This is a genomic window from Rhodococcus sp. NPDC019647, assembly GCF_044389235.1.
Classification (GTDB): Bacteria; Actinomycetota; Actinomycetes; order Mycobacteriales; family Mycobacteriaceae; genus Rhodococcus_F; species Rhodococcus_F oxybenzonivorans.
Map to the genome: position 1 here is coordinate 17203 of NZ_JBIRXS010000024.1, position 23710 is coordinate 40912.

At 66.9% G+C, this 23710-nt stretch carries 23 protein-coding genes; 13 read left to right on the forward strand and 10 right to left on the reverse strand.

All coding sequences use genetic code 11. From position 1 onward, the window contains the following. Window positions 1-75 precede the first annotated feature (75 nt). Both radA and ACH49N_RS29385 read right to left on the reverse strand, forming a co-directional pair. Window positions 76-1461, reverse strand: a complete 1386-nt coding sequence (radA, locus tag ACH49N_RS29380) for a DNA repair protein RadA (RefSeq protein WP_358276232.1) — start codon at window positions 1459-1461, stop codon at window positions 76-78. Window positions 1462-1508: 47 nt separating this feature from the next. Further along, a complete protein-coding gene (locus ACH49N_RS29385) occupies window positions 1509-2144 on the reverse strand; it encodes a copper chaperone PCu(A)C (protein ID WP_159919047.1) in 636 nt (211 codons plus the stop codon). 263 nt (window positions 2145-2407) lie between these two features. On the opposite strand from ACH49N_RS29385, the gene carD reads away from it, so the two are divergent. The 5 genes from carD to rlmB are packed head-to-tail and all read left to right on the forward strand — an operon-like array spanning window position 2408 to window position 6447. Continuing rightward, window positions 2408-2896: an RNA polymerase-binding transcription factor CarD gene (gene carD, locus ACH49N_RS29390; RefSeq protein ID WP_109326516.1), complete on the forward strand. Its 489-nt coding sequence runs from the start codon at window positions 2408-2410 to the stop codon at window positions 2894-2896. 17 nt (window positions 2897-2913) lie between these two features. Next, window positions 2914-3594: a 2-C-methyl-D-erythritol 4-phosphate cytidylyltransferase gene (ispD, locus tag ACH49N_RS29395; RefSeq protein ID WP_358276233.1), complete on the forward strand. Its 681-nt coding sequence runs from the start codon at window positions 2914-2916 to the stop codon at window positions 3592-3594. Then, a complete protein-coding gene (gene ispF, locus ACH49N_RS29400) occupies window positions 3594-4070 on the forward strand; it encodes a 2-C-methyl-D-erythritol 2,4-cyclodiphosphate synthase (protein ID WP_358276234.1) in 477 nt (158 codons plus the stop codon). The genes ispD and ispF overlap by 1 nt, the downstream gene beginning before the upstream one ends. A gap of 11 nt (window positions 4071-4081) precedes the next feature. After that, window positions 4082-5476: a cysteine--tRNA ligase gene (cysS, locus tag ACH49N_RS29405; protein ID WP_358276236.1), complete on the forward strand. Its 1395-nt coding sequence runs from the start codon at window positions 4082-4084 to the stop codon at window positions 5474-5476. 2 nt (window positions 5477-5478) lie between these two features. Then, on the forward strand, window positions 5479-6447 hold the full coding sequence (gene rlmB, locus ACH49N_RS29410) for a 23S rRNA (guanosine(2251)-2'-O)-methyltransferase RlmB (RefSeq protein ID WP_109326520.1): 969 nt from the start codon (window positions 5479-5481) through the stop codon (window positions 6445-6447). A 64-nt stretch (window positions 6448-6511) separates the two neighbouring features. Here rlmB and ACH49N_RS29415 read toward each other — a convergent pair whose 3' ends face one another. The 3 genes from ACH49N_RS29415 to ACH49N_RS29425 are packed head-to-tail and all read right to left on the reverse strand — an operon-like array spanning window position 6512 to window position 8826. Beyond that, entirely contained in the window at window positions 6512-7393 is an 882-nt protein-coding gene (locus ACH49N_RS29415) for a biotin-dependent carboxyltransferase family protein (protein ID WP_159919050.1), read from the reverse strand. Between the two features lie 54 nt (window positions 7394-7447). Then, window positions 7448-8068, reverse strand: a complete 621-nt coding sequence (locus ACH49N_RS29420) for an allophanate hydrolase subunit 1 (protein WP_358276237.1) — start codon at window positions 8066-8068, stop codon at window positions 7448-7450. Further along, on the reverse strand, window positions 8068-8826 hold the full coding sequence (locus ACH49N_RS29425; protein WP_358276239.1) for a 5-oxoprolinase subunit PxpA: 759 nt from the start codon (window positions 8824-8826) through the stop codon (window positions 8068-8070). The genes ACH49N_RS29420 and ACH49N_RS29425 overlap by 1 nt, the downstream gene beginning before the upstream one ends. A 124-nt stretch (window positions 8827-8950) precedes the next feature. Between ACH49N_RS29425 and ACH49N_RS29430 the strand changes: the two genes are divergently transcribed. Genes ACH49N_RS29430 through ACH49N_RS29445 form a run of 4 tightly spaced genes read left to right on the forward strand, consistent with a single transcriptional unit; the run spans window position 8951 to window position 11856 of the window. Beyond that, the gene (locus ACH49N_RS29430; protein ID WP_358276240.1) at window positions 8951-10108 is read left to right on the forward strand and encodes a hypothetical protein; all 1158 of its coding nucleotides are present in this window, start codon (window positions 8951-8953) and stop codon (window positions 10106-10108) included. Continuing rightward, window positions 10105-10863: an ESX secretion-associated protein EspG gene (locus ACH49N_RS29435; RefSeq protein WP_358276242.1), complete on the forward strand. Its 759-nt coding sequence runs from the start codon at window positions 10105-10107 to the stop codon at window positions 10861-10863. Before ACH49N_RS29430 ends, ACH49N_RS29435 begins: the two co-directional genes overlap by 4 nt. Window positions 10864-10909: 46 nt before the next feature. After that, window positions 10910-11323: a hypothetical protein gene (locus tag ACH49N_RS29440; RefSeq protein ID WP_250777801.1), complete on the forward strand. Its 414-nt coding sequence runs from the start codon at window positions 10910-10912 to the stop codon at window positions 11321-11323. Beyond that, window positions 11320-11856, forward strand: coding sequence for a DUF3558 domain-containing protein (locus tag ACH49N_RS29445; RefSeq protein WP_358276243.1), 537 nt, complete (start codon window positions 11320-11322; stop codon window positions 11854-11856). The genes ACH49N_RS29440 and ACH49N_RS29445 overlap by 4 nt, the downstream gene beginning before the upstream one ends. Before the next feature lie 77 nt (window positions 11857-11933). Here the strand turns inward: ACH49N_RS29445 and ACH49N_RS29450 are convergent, their stop codons facing one another. The 3 genes from ACH49N_RS29450 to ACH49N_RS29460 are packed head-to-tail and all read right to left on the reverse strand — an operon-like array spanning window position 11934 to window position 14693. Beyond that, the gene (locus ACH49N_RS29450; protein ID WP_358276244.1) at window positions 11934-12818 is read right to left on the reverse strand and encodes a metal ABC transporter permease; all 885 of its coding nucleotides are present in this window, start codon (window positions 12816-12818) and stop codon (window positions 11934-11936) included. Then, window positions 12815-13696, reverse strand: a complete 882-nt coding sequence (locus ACH49N_RS29455) for a metal ABC transporter ATP-binding protein (RefSeq protein WP_358276246.1) — start codon at window positions 13694-13696, stop codon at window positions 12815-12817. The genes ACH49N_RS29450 and ACH49N_RS29455 overlap by 4 nt, the downstream gene beginning before the upstream one ends. A gap of 13 nt (window positions 13697-13709) precedes the next feature. Continuing rightward, window positions 13710-14693 carry a metal ABC transporter solute-binding protein, Zn/Mn family gene (locus ACH49N_RS29460; protein ID WP_358276248.1) on the reverse strand — a complete coding sequence of 328 codons (984 nt, stop codon included), beginning with the start codon at window positions 14691-14693 and terminating at the stop codon, window positions 13710-13712. Between the two features lie 137 nt (window positions 14694-14830). On the opposite strand from ACH49N_RS29460, the gene ACH49N_RS29465 reads away from it, so the two are divergent. After that, complete coding sequence (locus ACH49N_RS29465; protein ID WP_358276250.1) at window positions 14831-15919, forward strand: substrate-binding domain-containing protein; 1089 nt, start codon at window positions 14831-14833, stop codon at window positions 15917-15919. Between the two features lie 18 nt (window positions 15920-15937). Here ACH49N_RS29465 and otsB read toward each other — a convergent pair whose 3' ends face one another. Together otsB and kstR are read right to left on the reverse strand one after the other, a co-directional pair. Next, window positions 15938-18478, reverse strand: a complete 2541-nt coding sequence (otsB, locus tag ACH49N_RS29470; RefSeq protein ID WP_358276251.1) for a trehalose-phosphatase — start codon at window positions 18476-18478, stop codon at window positions 15938-15940. Window positions 18479-18546: 68 nt separating this feature from the next. Beyond that, window positions 18547-19185: a cholesterol catabolism transcriptional regulator KstR gene (gene kstR / locus ACH49N_RS29475; RefSeq protein ID WP_109326538.1), complete on the reverse strand. Its 639-nt coding sequence runs from the start codon at window positions 19183-19185 to the stop codon at window positions 18547-18549. A gap of 93 nt (window positions 19186-19278) precedes the next feature. On the opposite strand from kstR, the gene ACH49N_RS29480 reads away from it, so the two are divergent. The 3 genes from ACH49N_RS29480 to ACH49N_RS29490 all read left to right on the forward strand — a co-directional run bounded on the left by ACH49N_RS29480 (window position 19279) and on the right by ACH49N_RS29490 (window position 23700). Further along, window positions 19279-21441 carry an acyl-CoA dehydrogenase gene (locus tag ACH49N_RS29480; protein ID WP_358276253.1) on the forward strand — a complete coding sequence of 721 codons (2163 nt, stop codon included), beginning with the start codon at window positions 19279-19281 and terminating at the stop codon, window positions 21439-21441. An 82-nt stretch (window positions 21442-21523) separates the two neighbouring features. Further along, the gene (locus tag ACH49N_RS29485) at window positions 21524-22564 is read left to right on the forward strand and encodes an acyl-CoA dehydrogenase family protein (protein ID WP_358276255.1); all 1041 of its coding nucleotides are present in this window, start codon (window positions 21524-21526) and stop codon (window positions 22562-22564) included. Beyond that, on the forward strand, window positions 22549-23700 hold the full coding sequence (locus ACH49N_RS29490) for an acyl-CoA dehydrogenase family protein (protein ID WP_250777810.1): 1152 nt from the start codon (window positions 22549-22551) through the stop codon (window positions 23698-23700). Before ACH49N_RS29485 ends, ACH49N_RS29490 begins: the two co-directional genes overlap by 16 nt. The last annotated feature ends 10 nt before the right edge of the window (window positions 23701-23710 follow it).

Below are 23710 nucleotides of genomic sequence, written 5' to 3' on the forward strand. Positions count from 1 at the left end.
CGGTCAAGCGACGGCTTGCTCATGTGCGCGGTCAAGCGACGGCTTGCTCATATGCGCGGTCAAGCGACGGCTTGCTCATATGCGCAGGGAAGCGATGGCCGCTCCGAGATTCCCGACCTCGGTGACCTTCATTCCGGGAGGGGACGCACCGGAGTCGAGCGGAACGAGGGCCCGGTTGAATCCGAGTCGGGCCGCTTCGGCGAGCCGGCGCCCGACACCGGGAACCCGCCGGACCTCACCTGCCAGCCCGACTTCGCCGAGGATCACCAGCCCGTCGGGAACGGGCTTGTCCTTGACCGCGGAGGCGACGGCGAGTGCCAGCGCCAGGTCTGCAGACGGTTCGGTCATCCGCATGCCGCCGACCGTAGCCGCGTAGACGTCGTTCTTGGCGATCGGTACTCCGCACCGGCGGTCCAGCACGGCCAGCACCATGGCCACACGTGCGCTGTCGAGCCCGCTCACCGCGCGCCGGGGTGCGGGCATGGATGTTGCGGCCACGAGCGCCTGGACTTCGCCGAGCAGAGGCCGTTTGCCGTCCATCATGACCGTGACGGCGGTTCCGGGCACAGCTTCGCCGCGGTGGTGCAGAAACAGTCCCGACGGGTCGCTGATGCCGGCGATGCCGTCTTCTCGGAGTTCGAAGCACCCCACCTCGTCGGCGGCACCGAAGCGGTTCTTGACCCCGCGCACCATGCGGAGTGTGGAGTGCTTGTCTCCCTCGAAGTGCAGGACCACGTCCACGAGGTGTTCGAGCGACCGCGGACCCGCGACGGCGCCGTCCTTCGTGACGTGGCCGATCAGCAGGACCGGGACACCGCTGGCTTTCGCGAGCGAGGTGAGCGCACTGGTGACGGCCTTGACCTGGGTGACGCCGCCGACGACACCGTCGACGTCGGCGGCGAGCATGGTCTGCACGCTGTCGACGATCAGCAGGGTGGGACGTACCTGTTCGACGTGACCGAGGATGGTCGCGAGGTCGGATTCGGCGGCGAGATAGACCCGCTCGTGCACCGCGCCCGTCCGGTCGGCGCGTAGCCGTACCTGACCGGCGGACTCTTCACCCGTGACGTAGAGCGATCGGTCGTCCGGGCCCCGCCGCGCCCACTGGTGCACGACCTCGAGAAGAAGCGTGGACTTGCCGACGCCCGGTTCGCCCGCGAGGAGAACGACCGACCCGGGGACCACACCACCGCCGAGGACGCGGTCGAGTTCACCGATGCCGGTGGGTTTGGCCTGAGTGGATGTGCTGTCGATCTTCGTGATGGGGGTCGCCGGCGTGGACGGGAGAACGGCCCCCGCCCCGGCCTTCGCGAGCGATGCGCCCGGACGACTCGCCACCGGCGCGAGGATCGGAGCCTCGTCCATTGATCCCCAGCTGCCGCACTCGGGACAGCGGCCGACCCATTTGGGCACGGTGCACTGACACGACGAACACCGGAAACTGGACTTGAGTTTGGCCACCGACGCAGCCTAGAGAGCCGGTCCGACAGACCGGCCTCGGGCGGCTGTCAGTGCCCGCCGCCGCCTTCGGCCTGCGTGCCCGCGGACTTGTCGGACACGTGACGCTCGGTTTCGTGACCGGCGTCGACGGGAACGGACACCGTGACCTCACCGGCCTTCTCGAACGTGAAGGTGACGGGGAAGGTGAGGCCGGGGCGCACACCCTCCTTCAGATCGTCCAGCGTGACCAGGACGACATCGCTCGGAACCTCGGCAGCCTGGTCACGTTCTTGCTCGGCTTGACCACCCTCCACGGCGTCCTGCGCGACGTCTCCGGCCACGAGCGCCGTCTGCGGGGGAATCTCCTGGCCGCCGGCAGCATCACGAATGGTGACGGTCTTGGCGACGTCGGTGCTGATCTTGGTCAGCTTGTCGGCGGCATCTTCGTTGTTGTTGATCGCGGTGAACGCGAGGACCGCTTTTCCGCCGGCCTCGATGCTGTACTCGTCCGAGTTGGGGTACACGACGTGCACGTTGCGCAGAGCGATCGATCCGAGGTCGGCGCCGTTGCCGTTGACCGCGGCGACCTGATTCGAGGTCTGGGTGATCTGTCCCGCACCGCAAGCGGACAGCGTGAGGGCCGCGCCGGCAGCGAGAGCAACGGCGGTCGCGACTCGGCGAGTCGGCTTGTCGAGAGCAGTCACGGGTTGTCCTCCAGTGTCAGGTTCGCACTCCAACTAGGCAGAGTAGTAGTTCCCTCGTACGGCCCGGTCGCTGGGTACTCACAACGGTTGTCTGCGTGCACTTTCGGCCTCGAAGAACCGCCAGCTCGGAGCCCCTGAGATGCACGTATCGCAGGCGCTGTCAACCCCTACGATCAGGCCTCGGTGCCCCTGACCTGCACCGTTGATGCGACCTGGAACCGGTCACGTGTTAAACTCGAAAGATCGAAAGGGGCACGGGACAGATGATTTTTAAGGTCGGAGACACCGTCGTATACCCCCATCACGGTGCGGCGCTGATCGAAGCTATCGAAATCCGCACCATCAAGGGTGAGCAGAAGGAATATCTCGTTCTCAAGGTTGCTCAGGGCGATCTCACCGTACGGGTTCCCGCAGACAACGCAGAGTATGTAGGCGTACGTGACGTAGTCGGTCAGGAAGGTCTCGACAAGGTCTTCCAGGTCTTGCGGGCACCGCACACCGAAGAACCCACCAACTGGTCTCGCCGCTACAAGGCGAATCTCGAAAAGCTCGCGTCGGGTGACGTGAACAAGGTCGCCGAGGTCGTTCGTGACCTGTGGCGTCGCGAGCAGGACCGCGGCCTGTCCGCGGGGGAGAAGCGCATGCTCGCGAAGGCCCGGCAGATTCTTGTCGGAGAGCTGGCGTTGGCCGAAGGTACCGACAGCGACAAGGCCGAGACAATCCTCGACGAGGTCCTCGCGGCCGCGTCCTAGACAGCCGCGACGTCGCAGTGACCGAAGACCGAGGTCCTGTAGTCGCGCTGGTTCCCGCCGCTGGTCGAGGAGTGCGTCTGGGCGAGATGACGCCCAAGGCATTCGTTGATCTCGGTGGGAAGACCATGCTTGTACGCGCGGTCGACGGGCTCCTCCAGTCGGGGGCTGTCGACCGCGTCGTCGTGATCGTGCCGGAAGAGCTCGTGGATTCCACGCGCGGCACTCTGCCTGATGGAGTCGTCGTCGTGCCCGGCGGCAGCGAACGGACAGATTCGGTGCGCGCGGGCCTCGCTGTCGCGGACGACGCAGAATACGTGCTGGTCCACGATGCTGCGCGTGCGCTCACGCCCCCATCGCTCATTGCCCGGGTCGTTGCGGAACTGCGCTGCGGGCGCAGCGCCGTCATCCCCGTCCTCCCGGTGACGGACACGATCAAGACCGTCGACGTTCTCGGGGCGGTGACCGGAACACCCGAACGCTCCGAACTGCGGGCGGTCCAGACGCCACAGGGCTTCGTCGCACCACTGCTCCGGCGTGCCTACGCCGCCGCGGATGGCATCGCGACCGACGATGCCGGCCTGGTGGAGCGCCTGGGTGAGCAGGTTCGCAGCATCGTCGGAGAACCCACCGCATTCAAAATCACCACACCGCTGGATCTCGTGCTGGCCCGCGCGCTGGTGGAAGAGGGAGCGAACTAGTGCGCGTCGGCATCGGTACGGACGTCCATCCGATCGAGCAGGGACGGCCGTGCTGGATGGCCGGTCTTCTGTTCGAGGGCGAGGACGGGTGCGCCGGTCACTCGGACGGCGATGTCGCGGTCCACGCTCTGTGTGACGCATTGCTGTCGGCCGCGGGGCTCGGGGACCTGGGTTCGGTTTTCGGCACGGGCAGGCCGGAATGGTCGGGAGTGAGCGGTGCCGCAATGCTCGCCGAGGTGCGGCGACTCCTCGGCGAGGAAGAATTCGGTGTCGCCAATGCCGCCGTCCAGGTGATCGGGAATCGGCCGAAGATCGGCCCGCGCAGAGACGAAGCGCAAAAGGTGTTGAGTGACATTCTGGGCGCACCGGTTTCGGTGTCCGCGACCACCACGGACGGTCTCGGACTCACTGGGCGGGGCGAGGGGATCGCCGCGGTGGCCACCGCGTTGGTCATCCCTGCTCAAAGCGCCAGGTAAGATCGCTGGTCGTGACCCTGCGCCTATTCGACACCGAGACGCGGGCCATGCGTGACTTCGTTCCGCTGGCCCCTGGACACGCATCGGTGTATCTGTGTGGAGCCACGGTGCAGGGCGACCCCCATATCGGGCACGTGCGCAGTGGCGTCGCCTTCGACGTACTGCGACGCTGGTTACTCGCCCACGACTTCGACGTGGCGTTCGTGCGCAACGTCACCGATATCGACGACAAGATCCTGAACAAGGCCGCCGAAGCCGGGCGTCCCTGGTGGGAATGGGCCGCCACATTCGAGCGATCCTTCACCTGGGCGTATCAGCAGCTCGGAGTCCTTCCGCCGTCGATCGAGCCACGGGCTACCGGGCACGTCACCCAAATGGTCGAGATGATGCAGCGACTGATCGACAACGGTCACGCGTACGCCTCGGGAGGTGACGTCTACTTCGACGTGCGCAGCTACGCGAGCTACGGCAGCCTGTCCGGGCACAAGCTCGACGACGTGCATCAAGGCGAGAGTGCCGGCGAGTGCAAGCGGGATCCCCGTGACTTCACGCTGTGGAAAGCGGCCAAGCCCGGTGAGCCGTCGTGGCCGACGCCGTGGGGTCGTGGCCGCCCGGGATGGCACCTCGAGTGCTCGGCAATGGCCGAGTTCTACCTCGGTGCCGAGTTCGATATTCACTGCGGCGGACTCGACCTCGTCTTCCCGCACCACGAGAACGAGATCGCGCAGGCCAAGTGCGCCGGCGACGGTTTCGCGCAGTACTGGTTGCACAACGGCTGGGTCACCATGGGTGGCGAGAAGATGTCGAAGTCGCTCGGCAACGTGCTCTCCGTGCCGAACGTGCTGAACAAGGTTCGGCCGCAGGAACTTCGGTACTACCTCGGCAGCGCCCACTACCGGTCGATGCTCGAGTACTCCGACACCGCTCTCGACGAGGGGGCCGCGGCGTTCCGTCGGGTCGAATCATTCGTGAACCGGACCTGTGAGCGTGTCGGTGAGGTTCCCGTCGGTCGTTGGACGGAGGCGTTCGGTCGCGCTCTCGATGACGATCTCGCCGTCCCGGCCGCGCTCGCCGACGTACACGGCCGTGTGCGTGAGGGCAACATCGCTCTCGAAGGGGGAGACCTCGAGGGTGCCCGCGAGATCGCGTCGCAGGTGCGGGCCATGATGGGAATTCTCGGTGTGGACCCCCTCGATCCGCACTGGACTCAGGACACCGCGGATGCGTCCGCGGCAACCGACGCCCTGGACGTACTGGTCCGGGCCGAACTCGAGCGCAGGCAGAGTGCCCGGGCCGAGAAGAACTGGGCTGTGGCCGACGAGGTGCGTGACCGCCTCATCCGGGCGGGCATCGAGGTCACCGATACCCCCAACGGGCCCGAGTGGTCTCTCAAGGCAGGACAGTAGTAATGGCTGGAAATTCGAGCAGGCGCGGAGCCGTCCGCAAGTCGGGTACGAAGAAGGGGCAGGTTGCCGGTTCCGGTGGCCAGCGTCGCAGGGGACTCGAGGGACGGGGCGCCACTCCGCCCGCCGAGGCCCGCACCAAACATCCCGCGGCCAAGCGGGCAGCCAGGGCCAGTCGTGAGGCCGAAAAGCAGCCGGGTCGCGGCAGGCAGACCGCAGGGCGCAAGGTCCTCGACGGACCCGAAACCGTGCTGGGCCGCAACCCGGTCGTCGAGTGCCTGCGCGCCGGTGTCCCGGCGACCGCACTGTATGTCGCGGTCGGCACCGAGAGCGACGACCGCCTGAAGGAATCGGTGCAGCGGGCGGCCGACGCCGGCATTTCCATCCTCGAGGTTCCGCGAACCGATCTCGACCGGCTCAGCGCCAACGGCCTGCACCAGGGAATCGCGCTGCAGGTGCCGCCGTACCGTTACGCGCACCCCGACGATCTCCTCGCGGAGGCACGTAAGCATCAAGAGGCGCCGTTGCTCGTGGCCCTCGACAACATCACCGATCCGCGCAACCTCGGTGCCGTCGTTCGATCGGTGGCTGCGTTCGGCGGACACGGTGTGGTCATCCCGGAGCGCCGTAGCGCAGCGGTGACCGCGGTGGCCTGGCGGACGAGTGCGGGAGCGGCGGCCCGGTTGCCGATCGCCCGCGCCACCAATCTGACTCGTACGCTGAAGGATTGGGCATCCAAGGGTGTTCAGGTCGTCGGTCTCGACGCGGGCGGTGATACCACTCTCGACGACTTCGACGGCAGCGGTCCCGTCGTGGTCGTGGTCGGCTCGGAGGGCAAGGGCCTGTCGCGTCTGGTTCGGGAGAACTGCGACGCAATCCTGAGCATTCCCATGGCCGGTCCCGTCGAGTCGCTCAACGCTTCCGTCGCCGCAGGCGTCGTACTCGCCGACATCGCGCGTCGCCGCCGGAGCTAGCCGGATCGCGAGCACCGAAGTGTCGTGGGCTCCGGCCGCCGTACCTTTGTGACACTCGTGGGGGTCATCGCGGGATCGTCGGCGCGACCATCCGGTGGAAGCGCATTCGGTGGCCGGGGCGCAATTGTGCGGCCATCGGCAGGTCGTCCTCGACGACGACCGCGATCACCGGATACCCACCCGTGACGGGATGATCGGCGAGGAACAGGATCGGCCGGCCGTCGGGAGGCACCTGCAAGGCTCCCGCCACCATCGCTTCACTGGGCAGTTCACGGGTAATCGCTCGATGCAGAGGTCCCGGCCCGGAGAGACGTGCGCCCACGCGGTTGGTGTCGGAGCTCACCGTCCAGGTTTCCCGCAGGAGCGCGTCGACCGATGCCTTGGTGAACCAGTCGTCGCGGGGTCCCAGTCGAACCCGCATCATCAACGGATTCTCGGGAGCTGCGGGCGGGGGCGCGAATTCGTCGGCAGGCCAGTCGGTGCAATCCGCTCCGACGAGGATTCGATCACCCTCGGCCACCGGGTCCGGGCCGAGATCCGACAGCGTGTCTCTCGAGCGGCTGCCCATCACCGGCGGAACGTCGACACCCCCGCGCACCGCGAGGTAGCTACGTAAACCTTCCGACGCGTACGCCACCTCGAGCAGATCACCGGACTCGAGGTGCAGCATCGTGTAGTCGGGCTGCGGTCGCGAGTTGACGGTCACGGGCGCCCGCGCACCGGTGACCGCAACCGACACGGTGCCCGCGACGCGCACGGCGAGGCCGCCCAGTGTAATTTCCAGAGTGGCGGCCCCGGACCTGTTGCCTACGAGCCGGTTTGCGCAGTCGTGGGCGACGCGGTCGGCAGCGCCGGACTCGCCGACTCCCACCGAGGCGTACCCGGGCCTGCCCCGATCCTGCACGGTGGTGAAGGGTCCGGTGCGCACAACCTCGAGCCAAGCCATGGGCCGATTGTCTCGCACCACCACCCCCCGTGAGTACTTATTAACAAGGGGTGGTTAAGAAGTACTCACGGGCGCGAAGCGCACAACGACGCCGGGCCTCAGGAGCGCTGGAGGAGTCCGCTGAACATCCCAGATGTGTTCGTCCGTGCTGCCGATGAGCTGCCACCCGCCGGGTGAGCTGCGCGGATAGATTCCCGTGAACTCACCGGCGAGGCCGACAGCACCGGCCGGAACGGATGTTCGCGGCGTGGATCGCCGCGGAACGTGTAATTCCGGCGCACCTCCGGTGAGGTAGCCGAATCCCGGCGCGAACCCCGAGAAGGCCACTGTCCATCGTGTGCCGGTATGCGCCTCGATCACCCCGTCCACCCCGAGGCCGGTCAGCTCGGCCACTTCCTCGAGGTCGGGCCCGTCGTAGCGGACGCTGATCTGTAGGTGCTCCGACGTGTCCTCGGGTGCGCCCGTTCGCGGTTCGGTGGTTCGCAACCATCGGACGACGCGGTCGCGGCTGGTTGCGGCACGATCGAATCTGGCGAGGATGGTGCGGGCGGCCGGAACGATCTCGCCGACCCCCGGCGGCCTGGCCTCGTCGAGGGCACGGAAATGGGCGAGGACGGTGTCGAGGTCTTCGAACTCGGCGAGGACCGCAGCATCTCCGACGTCGAGTACCCGCATCAGACGAACGGTTCCACTGTGATGCCCTCGGCATCGAGCAACTGCCGGATGGACGCGGCCATCTCCACGGCCGCGGGGGTGTCGCCGTGTACGCAGACGGATTCGGGTGCGATCGCCAGCAGGGTGCCGTCGACGGCTTCGAGTGTGGAGTCGAGCGCCAACCGGCGTACCCGCTCGGCTACGATCGCCGGATCGTGAAGGACGGACCCAGCTGTCGTGCGCGGTACCAGCGTGCCCTCGGGTGTGTAGGCACGGTCGGCGAAGGCCTCGGCGACGGTCCGCAGGCCAGCGGCCTCCGCTTCCTCCAGGAACACCGAACCGGGCAGGCCGAGGACCGGGAGAGTGTCGTCGTAGGCACGGATTGCGGCGACCACCGCGCGCGCCTGCTCACGATGATGGACGATCGCGTTGTACAGCGCGCCGTGTGGTTTCACATACGCCACCGCTGAACCGCACACCTGCGCGAGCCCGTCGAGGGCGCCGATCTGATAGACGACGTCGGCGGTGAGGTCGCGTGGTGCGACGTCGATGAATCGTCGTCCGAAGCCGGCGAGATCGCGGTAACCGACCTGCGCGCCGATACGCACGGTCAGGTCGGCCGCCGATCTGCACGTGGACAACAGCGTCGTGGGGTCACCGGCGTGGAAACCGCACGCGACGTTTGCACTGGTCACGAGTTTCAACATCGCGAGGTCGTCGCCGAGAGTCCACGCCCCGAAACTCTCGCCGAGATCACTGTTCAGATCGATGGCCGGCACATATTCGATACTAGGGTTCTCGCCCCCGTCTTGTAGATTCTCTGGCGGGGGCGGGTGGAACCGATGGGGGTCCTGCTGCGTCGAAACAAATAAGTGTGGTCGTGCGTTGATCGGGAGGGGACTCGTGGCTGATCCGGGGTACATCAAAGACCCGGAAAATTTTCACTCCGACGGATGGGACCACGCACGCATCGTGAATGCCGTCGCCGGCATGGACGGAAATCAGATCAGTGCCGTCGCCCGGGCATGGACCGAATTGGGTTCGGCAGCAGGCGAAACCATCACCGCCTTCAGTGACGCCGTCAAGAAACAGATCCGCGAGAGTTGGCAGGGCGCCGCGGCCTCTGCGGCGTACGCCGAAACGGAGCGTTACGCCGGCTCGGCACCTGAGGCTCGCGACCAACTACACGGTGTTGCGGGCGCGCTGACTCCGCTCATCGACACCGTCACGGCTCTTCGCGGCAGAGTGCCTCAGACGGTGGGCACCGGGCTCTGGGACAAGCTGACACCGTGGGATACCGATACGGAAGACGAGATCTACCGCCGCGAAGGTGAAGCGCGGGACGCGATGGCCACCGTCTACAACCCGGGCCTCGCCACCTCGGACGGCTCCGTTCCCGAGTTCACAAAACCGGAGAGCAGGGTCGACGTCCCCTCGGGTCCGTCCGGCCCCGGTGTCGACCACGGAAGCAGTGCCCCGAATTCGAGCGATCGGATTGGTGGACCGAGGGCAGTGCAGCCGCTTTCCGGCGAGGCTCCCGCGGGCGAATCCACCGCTGCGGACAGCGCACCCACCGCAGATGGCACTGAGCCTAATGCGGCAACCGCGCCGACAGCGGCCACAGCACCGGCCACGACGGCCCCGGCCTCCGCGGCGGGCGATCAGGCGCAGAGCCGGACGGGTATGCCGCACGGTGTCGATACATCCTCGGGCGGTGGCTCACGAGCAGGTGGTGTGGGCGGCGGTGGCGCGGGTGGCGCTCTCGGGGTCGGGTCCGGCGGACTGGGCGGCAGTAGCGCGGGCGGTGGACGACCGGGTTCGGTCGCGGGGGCGGGTGGAAAACCAGGTGTCGCAGGGGTCGCCGGTAGCGGGCGCGCCGGTTCCGGTGTGCGTGGAACCGGGCCGATGGGCGCCGGAATGCTGGGCGGGGGAGCCGGAGGAGCCAGGGGCACCGGCGAGGACAAGGAGCACAAGACCCCCGACTACCTGATCACACTCGACAACGGCAACGAGTTGATCGGCAAGCTGCCCGTCGTGTCACCGCCGGTGATCGGTGCATGAGCATGCGCAATTGGCAGCTGCGACCGGAGCTTTTCGACGCACTGTGGTCCGGTACCGGGCAGGACCGCATGCCCTACCCGTTTCGGATCGTCAGCCCACATGCCGGGCTCAATGCATATCTCGCAGAGCAGACCCGGATACGAGAAGCTTTCGGGGGAGCAGAGCACGACGATGTGCGCGCGGCGTTGGAGATGCTTGCCGAACCCGACGTGTATGTCGAAATCTCCGGTTCAACCGCCGACGAGGCGCCGATCCGAATCATCGGCGCGCAGCACCGACAATGGTCGGTGATCGCGACACAACTCCCCGGCCGGGCACCGCAGGTCGGTGGCGACGTGGTGATCGGGACCGGCGCGGCGGGGAAACTGGGCGCCCAGCTGATCGGCCTCATCCCACCGAACGCCACCGGCCGCCGCCGGTTCCAGCGGCGCGACGACGACGGCACCCACTTCTCACAAGGAATCTTGCAGGAGGTCAATCGGGTCGCCCCCGCCCGACTCGAGACCGCCGTGCAGAAGGGATACGCGGGCCGCGGCAAGATCCGAGTCTTCCGCGGTCCCCGCTACGGCGCCGGCAGGGACATCGGAGTTCTGCACTGGATCGACATCGCGGGCGACGGACGCTATGCCATCGGCCCACACGATCCCGGCGCAGCCAACCCGGCAGGACCTCGTGAACTCGTATCGGCGCTCGACACCCTGATCCGAGTAGGCACCACCCAGCGAGCAGGCTCGACGACCGCCCGCTGTTGGTAGATTTGCCACGACGTGCAGGGTGGGGACGACAAAGGGGGACACGAACATGGCTGGTCCGGACGCACCGGAAGCCGGATGGAAGGCTTTCACCGAGAACGTGGTCGGGGGCGGCAGGCTCGAACTCGACCCCGCCGGCATCGAGCAGTGCATCAAGCTGTGTGATGATCACGCACGTCGCATGGGCGAACTCGCTAACCGCGCCCGATTCGAATTACGAGCAGCGAATTTGGGAATCGGTGAGAACGACATCGAGTCCGCGAAGGTCTTGGCTCGGAAGTTCGATGAGAAGGCAGTCGGCGGCAGCGAGATCAGCGTCTCCAACACGGCGGTCGGGCTGTTTACAGCGCACCAGTCTTACGCGAAGGATATGAAGTCCATGTTCGAAGCGGTGCTGGCCCGGTATACCGAGCAAGATGACGCGACAGCTGTGGCCTTCGGATCCTTGGGAACCACGCTGTGAGTGGTCGTTTGTGGCGAAATGCAGTTTCGATCGCCAGCACCGCTATTGCGTTGGGCGTTAGTGGCTGTACCCAGTCCGTGGACGGACACGCAGCAGAACCGCCGAATCCTCGCATTTCATTCCATCCGTGTGATGGCTTCCCCGAGGAAGCTATCGTGACGGCGCGTCTGAATGCATCACCGCCCGACCGTATGCCCGAACGGCACAAACCTCAGGTCTACGGGTGCGGGTACCAGTCGCCGGACTCCTATTCGGGCGTCGTCATCTCCGCCATCGCCGAGACTTTCAGCAGTGTCGAGTCGAGTGACCGCTTCACCGTCCTGAGCGAGACGACGATTGGCGGCCGCCCTGCGCTGGTGGCGGACTTTCGTGGTGGGAGTGCGTGCACGGTGTCGGTGGCGATCGAGCCGGGGATTCTCGAGTTCATGATCGGGTACAGCGAGTTGGAGGATTTCACGACCGTCGACGCTGCGTGCGATCAGGCGACGAAGGTGGCGACGACGCTGGCGCCGTATTTCCCCGACCACCTGTAGGCCGCATCCTGTACTGAGTCGCCACTCGTCGACCTGTGCGGGCTGATTCGGCCGTCGAGGCGCGGGGAGTGGCGGGCTCAGTGCGTGTGCGCGGCGACGCGTCCCGCGTTCTTCCGACGCCTGGAGCCGCCGAGGCGGCAGATCAGGTAAATCACGAAGGAGATCGTCGTCACGAAACTCGAGACGGGGACTCCGGGGGCCAGGGACAGCAGGATGCCACCCACTGCCGCGAGTTCCGCGAAGACGATCGACAGAATGGTCGCTTTCACCGGGCTCGCCGTGACGAAGGCTGCAGCCGCCGCGGGCGTGATGAGCAGAGCCATCACGAGCAGCGCCCCGACGATCTGCACGCCGAGGGCCGCGGTGATGCCGACGAGCACTGCGAACACGATCGACAGTGCACGCACCGGCACCCCGCGCGCCTCGGCGACGTCGGGGTCGGTGCTGGCGAACAGTAGAGGCCGGTAGATGAGGGCGAGAACCCCGATGACCACGACAGCGCAGAGCAGCAGCAGCGCAAGCCCACTGTTTCCGGGCGCCACGATCTGACCGATCAGCAAAGAGAAGCTCGTGCCGGTACGGCCTTCGTACGACCAGATGAACAGCACGGACAGTCCCAGACCGAAGGCCATGATCACGCCGATCACCGAGTCGCGGTCGCGTGCCTTCGCTCCGAGTAAGCCGAACAATATTGCAGCCACCACGGAACCGACGATGGCGCCCGCACCCACACTGATACCGACGAGAAGTGCGGCCGACGCACCGGTCAGCGACAGCTCGCTGGTCCCGTGAACCGCGAACGACATCTGCCTGCTCACGATCAGGGGCCCGATGACGCCTGCCAGCAATCCGAGGATGGCACCGGCGATCAATGCCTGCTGGACGAAGTCGTACTGCAAGAGGTCGATGGTGGCGGAGACATCGAACAGGTGCGACATCGCATCGGTGAACTTGTTGCTCATGCGTGTTCCTCGCACGTGTGGTGGACACCTTCGCCGGGGCGAAGTCCGCCGGCGCTGCCGAGTGCGTCGATGGCGTCGCCGGTGCCGATGACGATGAGACGTCCCCGCACGTGCAGGACTTCGACTTCGGTGCGATATAGCTCGGACAGCACCTCGGAGGTCATCACCTCGCCGGGTGTGCCGATACGGAATTGGCCGTCGACGAGGTACAGCACCCGGTCGACCAGCGGCAGAATGGGATTGATCTCGTGGGTGACGAACAACACCGCGGTGTCGTGCGTGCGCCGGCGCCGATCGATGAGGCTCGACACGAGACTCTGATTAGCCAGGTCCAAGCTGAGGAGAGGTTCGTCGCACAGCAGTATCTGCGGATCTCCGACGAGTGCCTGAGCGATCCGTAACCGCTGCTGCTCGCCGCCGGACAGCGAACCGACGGGTGCGTCGGCGTAACTTTCTGCACCGACCTCGGCGATCGCTGCATCCACGATCGCCCGGCGATGTCCCCGGCGCAGCAGCCCGGTTCCCCACCGGTGGCCGTCGACACCGAGACCGACGAGGTCACGTCCCCGGAGGGGAAGCCCGTCGTCGAGCGACTTCTGCTGAGGGATGTACCCGACGTTCGAGTTTCCGGCTCGGGCCGGTGATCCTGCGATTCTCGCGGTCCCGGAATCGAGGCCCAGCTGCCCGAGCAACACCTTGAGCAGTGACGTCTTGCCGGAGCCGTTGGGTCCGAGAACGGCGACGAACTCGCCGGGCTCGACGGTGAGATCGAGATGCTGCCACAAAATGCGTTCGCCGAAAGACAGTCGCGCCCCCGTCAGTTCGACTGCGGGGATGCGACTGCTGTGTTCGGTGTTCGTCGAAGAGAGTTCCGTCACAAGCCGATCAGTTCTATTGCAGCGCCTTGGCGAGGGCCTGGGCGGTGTTGGTCTGCCACTGAATGTAGTCCAACCCCTCGGGCAGGGTTTCGGTTACCTCGACGACGGGGACGCCTGCGGCCTCCGCGGTGGCCCGCACGTCCTCGGTGACCTTGTCCTGCGTCTGGGTGTTGTAGACGACGGCCTTCACCTGCTTGTCGGTGATCAACTGGCGCGTGGCTGCGATTGCGGCGGGCGCGGGATCGTTGCCGTTCTCGATGGCACTGGTGAAGTCGGCGGGGGTGACGTCGTTCAGTTCCGCCGACTCGACGAGGTAATGCGCGATGGGCTCGGTCTGGGCGATCGGCGCGTCCTTGTGCGCGGCCGCGATGCCGTCGGTGACGGCAGTGATCTCCGCGAGCCGGCCGTGGAAGGTTTCGGCGTTGGCGGTGTAGACGTCGGCGTTGTCGGGGTCGAGTTGGCCGAGCTTCTCCGCGATGGCATGTGCGGTCGCGTCGACGGTCGCGACGTCGTACCAGACGTGCTCGTTCACCTCGCCGTGTTCGTGCACGTCACCTTCGTGGCCGGCCTCTTCGCCTTCGTGCCCGGCCTCTTCACCCTCGTGCGCGGTCTCGCCTGCGTGTGCACCGGCTCCGAAGAGTCCGAAGGCGTTGACCGAGAGCTGGTCACCGTTGCCGGTGTTGATGATGTCATCGACGAAGTGGTCGTATCCGCCGCCGTTGTAGACGATGAGGGACGCGTCGGTGAGCTTGGCGGCGTCGGTGGGGCTCGCCTCGAAAGAGTGCGGATCCGAGGACGGCTCCGTGATGATCGAGCTCACCGCGACCTTGTCGCCGGCAACCGCCTGCGCGACGCTGCCCCACACGTTCGTCGACGCGACGACCGTCAAGGCGCCGTCGCTCGACGTGTCGGAGCTGCACGCAGTGAGGGTGAGGGCAGCGGCGAAGGACAGCCCGACGGCGGCCGTTGCGACACGAAAGCCTGAGGAAGCGCGCACAGAAAACTCCTGACAGAAGACGAGCTAAATGCTATTGGAAACCGTTACCGTTGCACTTTAGCGGATACGTCGCTGGTAGTGCACTTTCGGCCGAGCCCCGCCGCACCGTCGAACACTTCGGGTACTAACGTCCCCCTATGCCCAGGTCTCGACAGCCGCGCCGCCAAGCCACGCTGGCGTCGCTCGCGGCCGAGCTCAATATCTCCCGCACGACGGTGTCCAACGCCTACAACAGGCCCGACCAACTTTCCGCGGAACTCCGCGACCGGGTACTGCAAGCCGCGAAACGCCGTGGCTATCCCGGGCCGGATCCGGTGGCTCGTTCGTTGCGCACACGTAAGGCGGGTGCTGTGGGGCTCCTGCTGACCGAGGCGCTCAGCTATTCCTTCCGTGACCCGGCAGCGATGAGCTTCCTGTCCGGGCTCGCGGAGTCGTGTGAGTCGGCGGGACAAGGCCTGCTTCTGATCCCGGCCGGGCCGGGGCGTGACGACGCCGACGCCGCGGCCGTCGTGCAGCAGGCCGGTGTGGACGGGTTCGTCGTCTACTCGGTGGCGGACGACGATCCGTACCTCGCGGCGGTGTGCGAGAGGCACCTTCCCGTCGTCATCTGCGATCAGCCCCGGGAGATTCCTGGAGCATCACTCGTGGGAATCGACGATCGGGCCGCGATGCGGGCGCTCACCGACTACCTCATCGGGCTCGGGCACCGCGACTTCGGGGTGCTCAGCATGCGATTGGGCCGCGACCGCTCAGATGGAATTGCCGACGCCGAACGGTTGCACTCGCCGAATTTCCATGTGCAACGCGAGCGCATCGGTGGAGTTCGCGACGCCATGTCCGATGCCGGCCTGAACCCCGAGACACTCACCGTGGTCGAGCGTTTCGAGCACACCGGACGATCCGGTCACGCGGCCGCCGCCCAAGCGCTCGGCGCGAATCCGAACATCACCGCCCTCGTCTGCACCACCGACGTGCTCGCGCTCGGCGCCGTGGACTGGGCGCGCTGGCAAGGAATCGACGTTCCCGGCCAACTGTCGATCACCGGATTCGACGGCGTCGACGAAGCGCTCCGCGAGGGAATCACCACCGTCCGGCAGCCTCAGGAGGAGAAGGGCCGGCGTGCCGGCGCCCTGCTGATGTCTCCGTCGCACTCCGGCGTCGCAACGGTCGAAATGCTCGACACCGAGCTGTCACGCGGATCCACCGCCGGCCCCGCACCTCGCTGAGGCGGCCCTACGGCCTGCTCACGCCAACAGCTGTGCGCAGCGGAGCAGACCGAGGTGGCTGTATGCCTGCGGGTGATTTCCGAGCGAGCGTTCCGCGACGGGGTCGTACTCCTCGCTGAGAAGCCCGGTCGGTCCCGCCACGTCGACGAGCTGCGCGAACAAGGCCTCCGCCTGTGATCGCTGACCGATCAGCAGGTAGGCCTCCACCAGCCACGCCGCGCAGAGGTGGAATCCGCCCTCGGTGCCCGGCAAGCCGTCGTCGTGGTGGTACCGGTACACCGTCGAACCGCTGCGCAGTTCCGCTTCCGTGGCCGTGACGGTGGCGGCGAACCGCTCGTCGTGCGGGTCGATCAGCCCGGACAGCCCGATGTGCAGTGTGGCGGCATCGAGGTCGGTGCCGTCGTAGGCGGCGGTGTACGAGCGGACCTCGTCCTTCCACCCCTTCTCGCGCACCTCGTCCGCGATCTTGTCCCGCAACGGCGTCCACCCCGGTTCGATGGGGCGGCCGAAGTGCTTCGCCAGCGCCACCGCCCGGTCGACGGTCACCCAGCCCATCACCTTCGAGTACACGTGATGGCGCGGGTTGTCGCGGATCTCCCAGATTCCGTGGTCCGGTTCGAACCATCGGCGCTCGACGGCCGCGACCATCGCGCACACCAGTTCCCAGTCGCGATCGTTCAACGCCACCGCGACGCCCTGCTTCTCGCGGGCATGCGACAGATCGGCGATCAGTTCGACGATGGGACCGAACACGTCGAGCTGGACCTGTTGGTTGGCGGCGTTGCCGATGCGCACCGGGCGCGACCCGGCATACCCGGGCAGTGAATCGATCACGGCCTCGGGAGGAAGTCCGGTGCCGTGGAGGGTGTAGAGCGGATGCAGACGCTCGGGGCCGGGAATGGTCTCCAGCACGTCGTGCACCCAGTCCAGGAAACCTTCGGCTTCATTCAGCGAGCCGAGACTGACCAGTGCGGATGCGGTGAGCGCGGCGTCGCGGAGCCAGCAGTAGCGGTAGTCCCAGTTGCGGACGCCACCGATTTCCTCCGGCAACGAGGTGGTGGCCGCGGCCATGATGGATCCCGAATCGACGTGGACCAGACCGCGCAGGGTCAGCGCCGAGCGCTTCATCAGGTCGGGCTTCAACGTGGGCAGGGTCAGCCCCTTCGCCCAATCCGACCAATACGCTTCCGACGCGGCGCGACGTTCCTCTTCCGGCGTGTGTGACGGACCGATGTCCTCGGTGCCACACCGCAGTTCCAGAATGACGTCGCCTTCGGAGGGGTCGACGACGGCGTGGGCAGTCTGCTGATTCCCGTCGGAGGTCACGTTCCACCGCACGCCCGGCGAGCGCAGGACGATCGGCTCGTTGGTGCCGTGCACGCGCAATCCCTCGGCGACCGCCTCGAGGATTACCTGACCCTGGCCGAACTCGGGCCGCGGTGCGAATGTGACGACTGCGGCGGCCTGCCCGCTGATCACGCGGGTCAGATCGGTGCGACCGGGACACACGTCGTGCGGCAGGTAGTCGGTGACCGAGAGGCTGGCCCACCGTGTCTGCACGGTCATGGTGCTGTCGACGTAGCGCTGGCTGAGCGGCAGGGCGCTGCGGTGCGGGCCGACGCTGAAGTGGCCGGCTTCCGGTCCGCCGAGCAGATGCGCGAATACGGAGGCGGAGTCGGGTTCGGGGTGGCACAGCCAGGTGAGGGTCGCATCCGGGGTGACGAGGGCGACGGTCCGGGGGCTGGCGAGCATGGTGAGCCGCTCGATCGGTGGGGCATGCGCGCCCGACAGCCAGGTGCGACGCTCCTCGAGCAGGAACGCGAGGGCGGTCGCGACCTCTTCGGTGGTGTCTACCCGGAACTCGGCGAGGCTGTCGCCCGACCCGACCTTGACGCCGACGTCCGGACCCTGGAGTCGCGAGAACGCCTTCTCGTCGGTGACGTCGTCGCCCACGAAGACGGCCGCGGTGGCGCCTTCCTGATGGCGGATCAGGTCGAGGGCGTGACCTTTGTCGGTGGCGACCACGGCCAGTTCGATCACCGACTTGCCCTCGGTCACCTGCACGCCTACCCGCTGCGCGGCGTCGGCGCGCACGGCGGCCAGTGCCTTCTCGCCGTGCTCGGGGTCGGCATTACGGACATGCAGTGCCACGCTGGCGGGCTTGGTTTCCACCCCGGTGCCGGGGTGCAGTTGGGAGATCTGTCGCAGATCCTCGGTGATTTCGGCGAGCAGTTGGCGCGCGTCGGCGTCGATGGCGTGGATGAATCCGATATCGAATTCCGATCCGTGACTGCCGACGAGCTGAACCTCGGCGGGCAGACGGGACAGCGCCGCGAGATCCTTCAGCGCCCGACCCGAGATGACGGCCGCCGTCGTTCCTGCCAGGCCGGCGAGACCGCGGAGGGCTCGCACCGATTCGGCATGCGGAAATGCTCTTTCGGGGTCGGACACGATGGGGGCCATCGTGCCGTCGTAGTCGGAGGCCACGAGGAGACGAGGCGTCCTCGCGACCCGGGAGAGGGCACGACGGAGTTCGATGGGCAGATCTTGAGCGCTCACGCGTTCAAATCTAGGTGATGCAGCGGCGGAGAGCGCATTGTCGCTTCCGGATGTGCCCGGTTCGTCCCTTACTCGGGTCTGCGGCTTCCGTCACCGAGGAGCAGTTCGACGGTGAGTTCCAGCCGATTCGCCACATCTGTGGCAGAGGAACGGCGTGTGAGCCAGGCCACCAGATTCGACAACCAGACGTCGGAGATGACGCGAGCGACGGCCAGCTGGTCCTCGGTGGGCTCGGTGTCGGTCATGGCCCGCGCGAACAACCGGTCCATGAGCTTGCCCACCTGATCGACCTCGGCGGCGGCGGAGGCGTCGGCGAACATGAACGCCCGTGTCATCGCCTCGGTCAGCAGCGGGTCACGCTGCATGGCGCGAGTGATCTGGCTGAGGATGAGCTGCATGCGCTCGAGTGGATTGCTGCCCGGCGGATTCTTGCCCCGCGAATCGATGCGCTCGAACTCGCGCGCCAGCGCCGAGACCAGCAGGTGCACCTTGGACGGGAAGTAGCGGTACAGGGTCCCGACCGCAACGTCCGCACGTTCCGCGACCGCGCGCATCTGCACGGCTTCGTATCCGCCCTTGGAGGCCAGGGCCAGGGTGGCGTCGAGAATCCGCTTGCGCCGTTCCTTCTGCGCGTTGGAACTGAGATCGTCCTCGCCCAGCGTCGCCGCAGCGACTGTCGTGGGACGGGATCGAGAGCTGGTCGTCATACCTGTTTTCCTTCGCGCCTTGACTCATGGCCAGGTGACATATTAGAACACGTTCTAGACGAATGTGTCATTCAGGAGAGGCGGAAACCCGTTGTGACTATCGCCACCACCGAGGAACAGAGGGCTGCAGCGGGTTCGATCCAGGCGTGGGCGCGGTCCACGGACCCGCTCGTCACAGTACGCCAGGGACCAGCGGATTCGTGGCGCACGTCCTGGTCGTCCTTCGCGTCGCTCGGGATCTTCTCCGTTGCCGTACCCGATGCGGTCGGTGGCTCGGGCGCGGAGATCGTCGACCTCGCCGCGATGATCGAGCAGGCTGCAACTGAACTCGTCCCGGGTCCTGTTCTGCCCACCGCGCTGGCGGCTCTGGTCGTCGGGCGCAGCTCCGGCGCTGCCGCGAAGACCTGGTCCGGGAATCTCGCCGACGGGAAGATTCCGTGCGCGGTCGCTCTCGGCAGTCCGCCGGTGAACGCCACCCTCGCCGACGACGGGGGGCTGGTGATCACCGGAGACGCCGGTTTCGCGATCGGTGCCGACTCGGGAATGTCGGTGTTGCTGGCGGCCGACGCCGGCGACGGCGTCGTGTGGTGCCTGGTCGACGGCGAGTCCGTCGGACTCGAGGTGGCTCCCGCCGACACGATCGACAAGAGCCGGCCGCTCGCCCGCATCCGGTGCACAGGCGTTGCCGTCGCACCGGACCGCGTGATCACCGGGCTGCGGGAGGGGTTGGTCCGGGATCTCGCGGCCACACTGGCTGCGGCGGAGGCATCGGGGGTCGCGCGCTGGTGCCTGCGCACCGCGGTGGACTACGCCAAGATTCGCGAGCAGTTCGGTAAGCCCATCGGCTCGTTCCAGGCGATCAAGCATCTGTGCGCCGAGATGCTGTGCCGCGTCGAAGCGTCAAGTGCCGCGGCCTGGGACGCCGCGGTGGCGGCCGAAGGCGCGTGGGGCGCAGACGGCGGTGAACTGCCCATCGCCGCTTCCGTCGCTGCGGCGGTCACACTCGACGCCGCGGTGGAGACCGCCAAGGACTGCATCCAGGTGCTCGGCGGGATCGGCTTCACCTGGGAACACGACGCCCACTTCTATCTGCGCCGGGCGACGTCGCTGCGACAGTTGCTCGGTGGGTCGACGAGGTGGCGCGCGAGGGTAGCCGAACTCACCCGCGGCGGCGCCCGCAGGCACCTGTCCCTCGATCTCTCGGAACTCGCCGACGTGCGCGCCCGGATCCGGGCCGAGGTGACTGAACTGGTCGCGCTGCCCGACTCCGAGCGTCGCGCCGCACTCGCCGAATCGGGCTACCTCGCGCCGCACTGGCCCCAACCGTACGGGCGGGGCGCGCGGGCCGCCGAACAGATCCTCATCGAGCAGGAGCTGGCCGCAGTCGGTGTGGCACGGCCGGACCTGGTGATCGGGTGGTGGGCGGTGCCCACCATTCTCGAGCACGGAAGTCCGGAGCAGATCGAGCGATTCGCGATGCCCACTCTGCGCGGCGACATCATCTGGTGCCAACTGTTCAGTGAGCCGGGGGCCGGTTCCGACCTGGCGGCCCTGCGCACGTCCGCCGTGAAGGTCGACGGCGGATGGACACTGTCGGGTCAGAAGGTGTGGACCTCGCGGGCCCACGAGGCGGACTGGGCGATCTGCCTCGCCCGCACCGACCGTGATGCGCCGAAACACAAGGGCATCACGTACTTTCTCGTCGATATGACAAGCCCGGGAATCACGATCTCACCGCTTCGCGAGATCACCGGCGACGCCCTGTTCAACGAGGTCTATCTGGAAGACGTGTTCGTGCCCGACGATCTCGTGGTCGGCAATCTCGGTGACGGCTGGAAGCTGGCCCGTACCACCCTGGCCAACGAGCGAGTCGCGATGGGCGGTGGGTCGTCGCTGGGCGCGGCAATGGAAGAGCTGCTGACACTCGCAGGTGAAGGCGATCCGGTGACGGACGATCGGCTCGGCCGATTGATCGCAGGCGCGCTCGTCGGGTCCGTGCTCGAACTGCGCACCACCCTTCGGCAGCTCGACGGCCAGGATCCTGGAGCGGAGTCGAGCGTGCGCAAGCTGGTGGGTGTGCGCCAGCGCCAGGAAGTGGCGGAATTCGCGATGGAACTCGGCGGCGTCGACGGCTGGGTGGACGGTCCGCTCTCGCGTGAGTTCCTCAACACACGATGCTTGTCCATCGCCGGTGGCACGACGCAGATTCTTCTGACCGTCGCGGCGGAACGCATTCTCGGACTGCCCCGATCCTGAGCACCTCCCGCGATGGCCTTTCGCGAGTTCCGCGATGGTGATACAACTAGAACACGTTCTAAATCGAAAGTGGGAATGCCAGGTGGACTTCACCCGAGACGAGACTCAGGAGGCGATCGCCCAGGTTGCGAGGGGACTTCTGGACCGCGACCTCGAGGGCGACGCTCTGTGGCGCGCCTTTGCCGAGGCCGACCTGCTCACTCTCGCGCTACCCGAACGTCTCGGTGGGGAGGGCCTCTCGGTCACCGACGTCGGTGCGCTGCTCACCGAGGTCGGGCGCAGGGCGGCGGTCGTCCCCGCCCTCGCGACGCTGGGCTTCGGGGTGTTGCCCCTCGTTGCGCTCGGTGACGACAGGCAACAGGACGAGTTGCTGAGCGGGCTGGCGGACGGACGAACCTTCACCGCGGCGCTCGCCGAGCCCGGGAGGCCGTTCCCGGCGCCGCCGTCGGTGACCGCGGTGGCGGAGGGGAACGACTACCTCGTCACCGGACGCGTCGTGGCCGTCCCCTATGCGGACGGTGCCCACCGCATCCTCGTGCCGACCGACGCCGGCGTCGTGCTGGTGCAGCCGGGGTCGGACGGGGTGTCGCTGACTCCCACACCCTCGTCGTCCGGCAGTCCCGAATTTGCCGTCACCTTCGACGGAGCGCGGGGTGAACTCCTCGCCGGTGGACCGGAAGCGGTCCAGCAGCTCTATCGGATCGCCCTCGCCTCCATCGGTGCCGTGGCCGACGGATTGCTCTCGGGAGCAACACTTCTGGCGGGTGAGCATCTCGCCACCCGGCATCAGTTCGGCAAGCCGCTGGCGACGTTCCAGGCGGTCGCCCAGCAGATCGCCGACGTCTATGTCACCTCCCGCACTTTGCACGTGTCCGCACTATCGGCATCGTGGCGGGTGTCGCAGGGGCTCGACGCTCAGGACGACCTCGATGTGATGGCGTACTGGATCGCCGCGGAGGTTCCCGCAGCCATGCAGGTGCTGCACCACCTCCACGGCGGAATCGGCGTCGACGTCACCTATCCGCTGCACCGCTACTACTCGACTGCCAAAGACCTGGCGCGCCTCGTCGGCGGCGCCTCGTACCGACTCGACCTCGTGGGGGCCCGGTGTTCATCGATCTGACCGACGAGCAGCGAGAGTTGCAAGCGGAACTACGACGTTACTTCTCGGGCCTCGTCACGCCTGCCGAGGCCGAGATCATGCGCACCGAACGGCACGGCCCCACCTACCGTGAGGTGATCCGGCGGATGGGCAAGGACGGCTGGCTCGGCGTGGGCTGGCCGGTGGAATTCGGCGGCCGTGGATTCGGCGAGATCGAACAGCAGATTTTCGTGAACGAGGCGACGCGCGCGGACATTCCACTTCCGGCGGTCACCTTGCAAACGGTGGGCCCGACCCTCCAGAAGTACGGAACGGACGAGCAGAAACGCAAGTTCCTGCCGGCAATCCTCGCGGGCGAAGTGCATTTCGCGATCGGCTATACCGAACCCGAGGCCGGCACCGACCTCGCGGCCCTGCGGACCACGGCCCTCCGGGTGGGCGACGAATACATCGTGAACGGCCAAAAGATTTTCACCACGGGCGGCCACGACGCCGACTACCTGTGGCTCGCCGTCCGGACGGGTTCCGCGGATTCGCGTCACCGTGGGATCTCGATCCTGATCATGGACACGAAGGATCCGGGCTACAGCTGGACACCGATCATCACCTGCGACGGGGCCCATCACGTCAACGCCACCTACTACTCCGATGTTCGAGTACCGGTGAATATGCTTGTGGGTGAGGAGAACCAGGGGTGGCGACTGATCACGACCCAGCTCAACCACGAGCGGGTCATGCTCGGTCCGGCGGGACGCGTGGGCGGCCTCTACGACCGCATTCGCGACTGGGTGGTAGCCCACGGTCTTCTCGCCGAGCCCGACGTGCGGCGCGCGCTCGGAGAGATCCACGCAACGTATCGGCTGAACGAACTGCTCAACTGGCAGGTCGCCTCGAGTGACGCGGAGGCCATCGACATTGCCGATGCTTCGGCAACGAAAGTGTTTGCCACCGAGCGGATCCAGCGCATCGGAAGGCTCGTGGAGGAGATTATCGGACGCTACGGCGACCCGTCCGACCCGGATACCGCCGACCTGATGACGTGGCTCGACATGCAAACGAAGCGAAACCTGGTCATCACTTTCGGTGGGGGAGTCAACGAGGTGATGCGCGAACTGATCGCGACGGCAGGCCTGAAGCTTCCCCGAGTACCGCGATAGGAGCGCCGCG

Coding starts and splice junctions, on each gene's coding strand:
- ACH49N_RS29450 (WP_358276244.1), bottom strand. CDS start 12,818: ATGAGCAACAAGTTCACCGATGCGATGTCGCACCTGTTCGATGTCTCC.
- ACH49N_RS29440 (WP_250777801.1), top strand. CDS start 10,910: ATGGCTGGTCCGGACGCACCGGAAGCCGGATGGAAGGCTTTCACCGAG.
- rlmB (WP_109326520.1), top strand. CDS start 5,479: ATGGCTGGAAATTCGAGCAGGCGCGGAGCCGTCCGCAAGTCGGGTACG.
- ACH49N_RS29435 (WP_358276242.1), top strand. CDS start 10,105: ATGAGCATGCGCAATTGGCAGCTGCGACCGGAGCTTTTCGACGCACTG.
- kstR (WP_109326538.1), bottom strand. CDS start 19,185: ATGACGACCAGCTCTCGATCCCGTCCCACGACAGTCGCTGCGGCGACG.
- ACH49N_RS29415 (WP_159919050.1), bottom strand. CDS start 7,393: ATGGCTTGGCTCGAGGTTGTGCGCACCGGACCCTTCACCACCGTGCAG.
- carD (WP_109326516.1), top strand. CDS start 2,408: ATGATTTTTAAGGTCGGAGACACCGTCGTATACCCCCATCACGGTGCG.
- ACH49N_RS29420 (WP_358276237.1), bottom strand. CDS start 8,068: ATGCGGGTACTCGACGTCGGAGATGCTGCGGTCCTCGCCGAGTTCGAA.
- ACH49N_RS29465 (WP_358276250.1), top strand. CDS start 14,831: ATGCCCAGGTCTCGACAGCCGCGCCGCCAAGCCACGCTGGCGTCGCTC.